Source organism: Streptomyces sp. NPDC057136 (assembly GCF_042670885.1).
In the GTDB taxonomy this organism is placed as follows: Bacteria; Actinomycetota; Actinomycetes; order Streptomycetales; family Streptomycetaceae; genus Streptomyces.
In genome coordinates this window covers 46,218-52,518 of the sequence record NZ_JBHUUV010000042.1, presented here as the reverse complement: position 1 = coordinate 52,518, position 6,301 = coordinate 46,218, and the positions used below count along the sequence as shown (strand labels likewise).

Annotated in this window: 6 protein-coding genes; 3 read left to right on the top strand and 3 right to left on the bottom strand. The window is 70.2% G+C overall.

Features of this window, described 5'->3' with window-relative positions; all coding sequences use genetic code 11:
- Nucleotides 1-37: 37 nt before the first annotated feature.
- From ACFT7S_RS33315 to ACFT7S_RS33305, 3 genes are read right to left on the bottom strand one after another with little or no spacing between them, the layout of a single operon-like run.
- Nucleotides 38-985 (bottom strand): 3-oxoacyl-ACP reductase, encoded by a 948-nt coding sequence (locus ACFT7S_RS33315; RefSeq protein ID WP_382738452.1) that lies wholly within the window; start codon nt 983-985, stop codon nt 38-40.
- Between the two features lie 40 nt (nt 986-1,025).
- The gene (locus ACFT7S_RS33310; protein ID WP_382738449.1) at nt 1,026-2,102 is read right to left on the bottom strand and encodes a Zn-dependent alcohol dehydrogenase; all 1,077 of its coding nucleotides are present in this window, start codon (nt 2,100-2,102) and stop codon (nt 1,026-1,028) included.
- A 25-nt stretch (nt 2,103-2,127) separates the two neighbouring features.
- Entirely contained in the window at nt 2,128-2,982 is an 855-nt protein-coding gene (locus tag ACFT7S_RS33305) for a MaoC/PaaZ C-terminal domain-containing protein (protein WP_382738446.1), read from the bottom strand.
- A 278-nt stretch (nt 2,983-3,260) separates the two neighbouring features.
- Here ACFT7S_RS33305 and ACFT7S_RS33300 point away from each other — a divergent pair, with 278 nt between their 5' ends.
- The 3 genes from ACFT7S_RS33300 to ACFT7S_RS33290 are packed head-to-tail and all read left to right on the top strand — an operon-like array spanning nt 3,261 to nt 6,150.
- A complete protein-coding gene (locus tag ACFT7S_RS33300; protein WP_382738443.1) occupies nt 3,261-4,184 on the top strand; it encodes an ABC transporter ATP-binding protein in 924 nt (307 codons plus the stop codon).
- Nucleotides 4,184-4,909, top strand: a complete 726-nt coding sequence (locus ACFT7S_RS33295) for an ABC transporter permease (RefSeq protein WP_382738440.1) — start codon at nt 4,184-4,186, stop codon at nt 4,907-4,909. The genes ACFT7S_RS33300 and ACFT7S_RS33295 overlap by 1 nt, the downstream gene beginning before the upstream one ends.
- Before the next feature lie 20 nt (nt 4,910-4,929).
- Nucleotides 4,930-6,150: a histidine kinase gene (locus tag ACFT7S_RS33290; RefSeq protein WP_382738437.1), complete on the top strand. Its 1,221-nt coding sequence runs from the start codon at nt 4,930-4,932 to the stop codon at nt 6,148-6,150.
- The last annotated feature ends 151 nt before the right edge of the window (nt 6,151-6,301 follow it).

Below are 6,301 nucleotides of genomic sequence, written 5' to 3'. Positions count from 1 at the left end.
CAGCCGAACGGCTGTGGCGGCCCTCCCTCGTTCCTGTCTAATCCCGCTTCAGGCCAAGGACTTCCACCGCGGCGAAGGTCTCGTTCGGCGGCCTGTCCTCGTAGTACGGAGTGATCAGCCCGTCCAGTTCGACGAAGGTGAACGTCTCCTTCGCCGAGTCGAACTTGACCGCCACCCTGGGCCGTTCGACGATCGCGACCATGCCGCCGTGGACAACGAACAGCTGGCCGTTGACCTTTTCCGCCGCCGGGGACGCCAAGTAGCCGACGAGCGGGGAGACATGTTCGGGGGCCAGGGCGTCGAGACTGCCGTCGGCCGGTTCCTGGAAGCCGGCGAAAACGTCCTCCGTCATCCGCGTGCGGGCGCGCGGACAAATGGCGTTGGCGGTGACGCCGTAGCGGGCCAGGGCCTGGGCGGTGGAGGTGGTGAGGCCGACGATGCCGCCCTTGGCCGCCGCGTAGTTCGGCTGGCCGGCCGAGCCCGCGAGGAACGCCTCGGACGAGGTGTTGACGATCCGCCCGTAGACGGGACCGCCGGCTTCCTTGGAGCGGGCACGCCAGTGGGATGCGGCGAAGTGCGTGGTGTTGAAGTGGCCCTTGAGGTGGACCCTGATGACGGAGTCCCACTCGTCCTCGGTCATCGAGAAGATCATCCGGTCACGCAGGATGCCCGCGTTGTTGACGAGGATGTCGAGCTTTCCGTAGGTGGTCACGGCCAGTTCGACCAGCACACGGGCCTGCTCGTGGTCGGAGACGTCGCCGAGATGCGCGACCGCCCGGCCGCCCGCCGCCCGGATCTCCGCGGCGACCTCCTCGGCGGGGGCGGCCGACGCCTCGCCCGAGCCGTCGCGGCCCGGCTGCCCGTAGTCGTTGACGACGACGGCCGCGCCGAGCCTCGCCAGTTCGAGTGCCTCGGCGCGTCCGAGGCCGCGGCCGGCGCCGGTGACGATCGCGGTGAGCCCGTCCAGGGGAAGGGGGTGTGACATCGCAGTCCTCAACGTCCTTCTCGGTAGATCGGCGGGGAGGTCAGAGCTCGATGCAGGTACGCAGCGACTCGCCGGTCCTCATCTGGTCCAGGGCATCGTTGATGCCGTCGAGCCGCACCCGGTGGGTGATCATCGAGTCGAGGTCGATACGGCCCGCACGCCACAGGGCGATGGCCCGCTCGTAGGACCGGAGCACGTCCCCTCCCCCGTACATGGAGGGCAGAATCCGCTTCTCGTCGAAGAACAGCTCGAACATGTTGACCTGGAAGTTGTCGTCCATCGCGCCCGCGCCGACGATGCAGAGCGTGCCGCCGCGCCGGGTGTTCTCGTACGCCGTGCGGGCCGTCACCGACTTTCCGACGACCTCGAAGACGTAGTCGAAGCCCTCGCCGCCGGTGATCCGCTGTTTCGCGTCGGCGAGTTCGTCCGGTGACACCGCCTCGGTCGCACCGAACCGCAGCGCCGCCTCGCGGCGGGAGGCGACGGGGTCCACGGCGATGATCTGGGCGGCGCCCTGGACCCGCGCGCCCTGGATCGTGGAGATGCCGACGCCTCCGCAGCCGATCACGGCGACCGACGAACCGGCCTCGACCTGCGCGGTGTTGATGGCGGCACCGAGCCCCGTGGTGACGCCGCAGCCGATCAGTGCGGCGATGTCGAAGGGCACGTCGTCGGGGATCGGCACCGCGCAGCCCGCGCCGACGACGACCTCCTCGGTAAAGGTGCCGGTCCCCGCGAAGCCGAAGACGTCACCGCCGGGGCGCTTGAAGTTGGGGGTGCCCGCGTTCATGAAACCGGCGAGGCAGAGGTGGGTCTGTCCTCGCCTGCACGACGGACAGCCGCCGCAGGCGGGCAGCCAGCAGACCAGGACGCGGTCCCCCTGGGCGAGCCCGGTCACCCCGTCTCCGATGTCGATGACCTCGCCCGCGCCCTCGTGTCCGGGGATGAAGGGGGCGGGCTGCGGCAGCACTCCGCTCATCGCGGAGACGTCGGAGTGGCAGAGTCCGGTGGCCCGGATACGGAGCTTGACCTTGCCGGGACCGAAGCCCACCGCCTCGACGTCGTCGAGGACTTCCAGCTTGTCCTGGCCTATCTCGTGCAGTACGGCTGCGCGCATGGTGCGGCTCCCCTCGTGGAGTGGTTCAGGAGTATTCGACGAGCGTGCTGTCGAGGACCGGTGCGCCGTCCCGTTCGACGGCGCTCACCGTCACCCGGGCGCCCGCACCTCCGGTCCATATGTCGACACGGAGGGTTTCGCCGGGGAACGCGACTCCGGCGAAGCGGGTGCTGCACGCGCGAATCCTGGAGACGTCTCCGCCGAGCACCGTGTCGGTGACGGCCTTGAGCGTCATGCCGTAGGTGCACAGCCCGTGCAGGATCGGCCGGTCGAAACCGGCCCGCGCGGCGAAGCCGGGGTCGGCGTGGAGCGGGTTCCAGTCCCCGGAGAGCCGGTACAACAGCGCCTGGTCCTCGCGGACATGCCGCTCCACCGTGTGGTTGGGGGCCACGGCCGGCAGGGCGAACTTCGTGGAGGGGCCGCGTTCACCGCCGAAGCCGCCTTCGCCGCGTACGAAGATCTGGGCCTCGTTGGTCCACAGGGGGCCGTCGTCGTCCGCCGCCTCGGTACGCAGCACGATGACGGCCGCCGTGCCCTTGTCGTACACCGCGGCGACCTTCGAGGTCTGTACGGCGCGTCCCTGTACCGGGATCGGCCGGTGCACGCGTACGGACTGGGCGCCGTGCAGGAGGGCGGCGAGTTCGATGTCGATGCCCGGCAGGGAGACCACGCTGGTGACACCTTTTCCCGCACCCGCGACGGTGGCGAAGGTGGGCAGCACGTGCAGCCGGGACTCCAGGGTGTAGCGCAGCTCGCCGGGGTCGGTGGCGGGGGTGCCCGCACCGAGGCCGAGGTGGTAGAGCTGGATGTCCTTGTGGTCCCAGCGGATCTCGGCGGTCCTGGGTTCGGCGGCGACCGCCTTCACGGCATCAATGGGCATGGGAATTCTGCTCCTTGATGGTTGGTCCTTCTGGCGGAGAGACCCCGGCACGGCCGTCCGCACCGTCGGCCGCACCGAGGTCGCGTGCGGACCGGCCCGGACTTCTTCTAGAACGTGTTCTAGGGCCGATGGCCTTATGTATAACGCAAGCCCCAGCAGTTGTGAATACCACTGACGCCACGTCAGATACGAGTGTGAGCGGGCCAGTACATTTGTCACCGCCGAGTCCGTACATCCGCATCTGCCGGGGGGGCCGCCTCCTCCGTAACGTCATCGGCATGACGCAGACACCCGACTTCGCACCCGCGGTGAGCTTCGACGGGGCGGTCAAGAACTACGGGACCGTACGGGCCGTGGCCGGCATCGACCTCGCCGTGCGGCGCGGCGAGACCGTCGCCCTGCTCGGCCGGAACGGCGCCGGCAAGTCGTCCACCATCGGCCTCCTCCTCGGCCTGAACGAGCCCGACGCCGGACAGGTGCGGCTCTTCGGTGACACCCCCGAGCGGGCGGTGCGGGCCGGGCGGGTCGGGGCGATGCTCCAGGACGGCTCGGGGGTCCCCCGGGTCACCGTGCGGGAGCTGATCGCGTTCGTCGCCTCCACTTATCCGCGGCCGATGCCGGTCGCCGAGGCGTTGGCGCTGGCCGGGCTGACCGCGTTCGCCGGGCGACGCGTCGACAAGCTTTCCGGCGGCCAGACCCAGCGTGTGCGCTTCGCCGTGGCGCTGGCGGGCAACCCCGAGCTGCTGGTCCTCGACGAGCCGACCGCCGCCCTCGACGTGGAGGCAAGGCGGGCGTTCTGGGGGTCGATGCGCGCGTACGCCGCACGGGGCAACACCGTGCTCTTCTCGACGCATTACCTGACGGAGGCCGACGAGAACGCCGACCGCATCGTCGTGCTCGACGAGGGCCGGATCGTCGCGGACGGCAGCGGCGAACACATCAAGCAGTCGGCCGGCAGCAGCCTGGTCGCCTTCGACCTCGCGGGAAGCGGTACGGAGGGGCTCGCCCAGCTGCCCGGCGTCACGTCCATCGAGATCCGCGGGGACCGTGCGCGGCTGCGCAGCGACGATTCGGACGCCACGATCACGGCCCTGGTCGCGCGCGGCGCGCTCCGACGGCTGGAGGTCTCCCCCGCGAGCCTGGAGGACGCCTTCCTCTCCCTCACCGCACACGAGAGCACTCATGAAGGCGAGACGGTCTGATGCTGGAGTACATCAAGCTCGAAATGCGGCGCACGCTGCGCGACACAATGTTCGTGATCTTCGGTATCGGGATGCCGGTGGTGATGTATCTGCTCTTCACCAACATCGGGACGGGCGACGAGGAGTCCGCGCCGTGGCGGGTCACCGCCATGGTCGGCATGGCCGCGTACGGTGCGCTCGGTTCCGCCATGAGCGCCGGCATCGGGGTCTCCATCGACAGGTCGATCGGCTGGCTGCGGCAGCTGCGCGTCACCCCGCTCGCCCCCTCCCGGGTGGTGACGGGACGGGCCGTCAGCGGCTCGGTGACCGTACTGCCCGGGATCGTCGCGGTGCTCGCCGCGGGCGCGCTGATCAACGGCGTACGGCTGGAGGCCTGGCAGTGGGCGGCGCTGACGCTCCTGCTGTGGGCCGGGGCGCTCCCCTTCACCCTGCTCGGGCTCGGCAACGGCTACCGGCTGAGCCCCCAGACCATGGGCGTGGCGAACACGGTCGGCCTGATGGGACTCTCGGTCATCGGCGGCCTCTGGTTCCCCCTGGAACTGTTCCCCGGGTGGCTGGCCTCCGTGGCCGCATACACCCCGGCCAACCGCTTCGCGGAGCTCGGCTGGGCGGTGACGGAGGGCTCGGCGCCCGGCCCGGCCACGCTCGCCGTCCTCACCGGCTGGCTCGTGATCTTCGGCTCGTACGCTGTGGCCTCGTACCGCAGGGCCGCGCGGACCGCGTAACGGGAGGGACGATGCCGGTGATGAGCAAGCAGTACGCCGCGTGGAAGGCCGACTTCCGGGCGAAGAGGACGAAGACGTGCCGGAAGATGGAGAAGCGCACCGGGAAGAGGCCCGAGCATCTGGGGCCGCCCAACGGCTTCGCCCTCCTCCCGTGGCTGCTGATGGGAATGGGCGCCTTCTCCAACCTCCTCCAGGGCAAAACCCCCAACCCCTGGGTGGGCGGGATCGGTATCATCACCTTCAACTCCCTCTATATCTATGTGGTGTTCAGAGCCTTCGACAAGCGGGCACGGGAGGCTCCCCGCACCCGCTGGGCCCTGGCCGCCCTGGGCGCGGTCACCTGCGCACTCGCCCTCGCATACGGCGGCAGCTGGCTGCTCTTCTTCATGCTGCTCGGCCTCGCCACCGGCTCGATCATGCGCGGCAGATACCTCGGCCCGGTCGTCCTCGGCCTGAGCGCACTGGCCGGACTGATCGCGGGGCTCCGGGACGGCTGGGGCGCCATCAATGTCGCGTACGGGACGTTCATCTCCGCGATGGTGACGGCGGCGATCCTCGCGCTCTCGGAGACCGTCAAGGAACTTCGGGAAACGCGGGAGGAGTTGGCGCGCACGGCGGTGGAGCGAGAGCGCCTGCGCTTCTCCCGCGATCTGCACGACCTGCTGGGCCACACCCTGTCGGTGATCGTCGTCAAGTCCGAGGCCGCGCGCCGGCTCGCCCCGCGCGACATGGCCGCGGCGCTGGCACAGGTCTCCGACATCGAATCGGTCGGCCGCCAGGCCCTCACCGAAATCCGCGAGGCCGTCACCGGCTACCGCGAGGGCAGCCTGGCCACCGAACTGGACCGGGCCCGCTCGGCGCTCTCCGCCGCCGGGATCGACCCCGTCGTACGCCAGTCGGGACCACCGCTCACCGCACAGAGCGAGGCGCTGCTGGGCTGGGTGGTACGGGAGTCGGTCACCAACGCCGTACGGCACAGCGGCGCGTCCCGCTGCGAGATCGAGGTGGAGGGCTCCACGGAACGCGTCCGCCTGAAGATCACCGACAACGGACACGCCACGCCCACCGGCCAGGAGCCAAAAGCCCGCACCGGAACCGGCCTCAAGGGCCTCACGGAGCGCCTCGCGGCGGCGGGCGGCTCACTGGAAGCGGGCCCGCTGGAACACGGCGGATTCCGGCTGACCGCCGAACTCCCGGTGCCGGAGACGGCGGAGTCCGCGGAGCTGGGAGCCCTCGCATGATCGGAGCTCTCGGTGGCGAGTCGACCGCAGTGTTCACAAGTCCGGGCGAGGAGCGCGGCCGGGCTTCCCCTCATCGGCTGGTCCACCCTGCGGTCCCGCTGCCGACTGCCGTCGTCACCAAGCTGAGTGTCGTTCACTGGTCTCCAGGAGT

Excerpts from the sequence above, each read along its gene's own strand:
- ACFT7S_RS33305 (WP_382738446.1), bottom strand. The coding sequence starts at position 2,982 with ATGCCCATTGATGCCGTGAAGGCGGTCGCCGCCGAACCCAGGACCGCC.
- ACFT7S_RS33290 (WP_382738437.1), top strand. The coding sequence starts at position 4,930 with ATGAGCAAGCAGTACGCCGCGTGGAAGGCCGACTTCCGGGCGAAGAGG.
- ACFT7S_RS33300 (WP_382738443.1), top strand. The coding sequence starts at position 3,261 with ATGACGCAGACACCCGACTTCGCACCCGCGGTGAGCTTCGACGGGGCG.
- ACFT7S_RS33315 (WP_382738452.1), bottom strand. The coding sequence starts at position 985 with ATGTCACACCCCCTTCCCCTGGACGGGCTCACCGCGATCGTCACCGGC.
- ACFT7S_RS33295 (WP_382738440.1), top strand. The coding sequence starts at position 4,184 with ATGCTGGAGTACATCAAGCTCGAAATGCGGCGCACGCTGCGCGACACA.
- ACFT7S_RS33310 (WP_382738449.1), bottom strand. The coding sequence starts at position 2,102 with ATGCGCGCAGCCGTACTGCACGAGATAGGCCAGGACAAGCTGGAAGTC.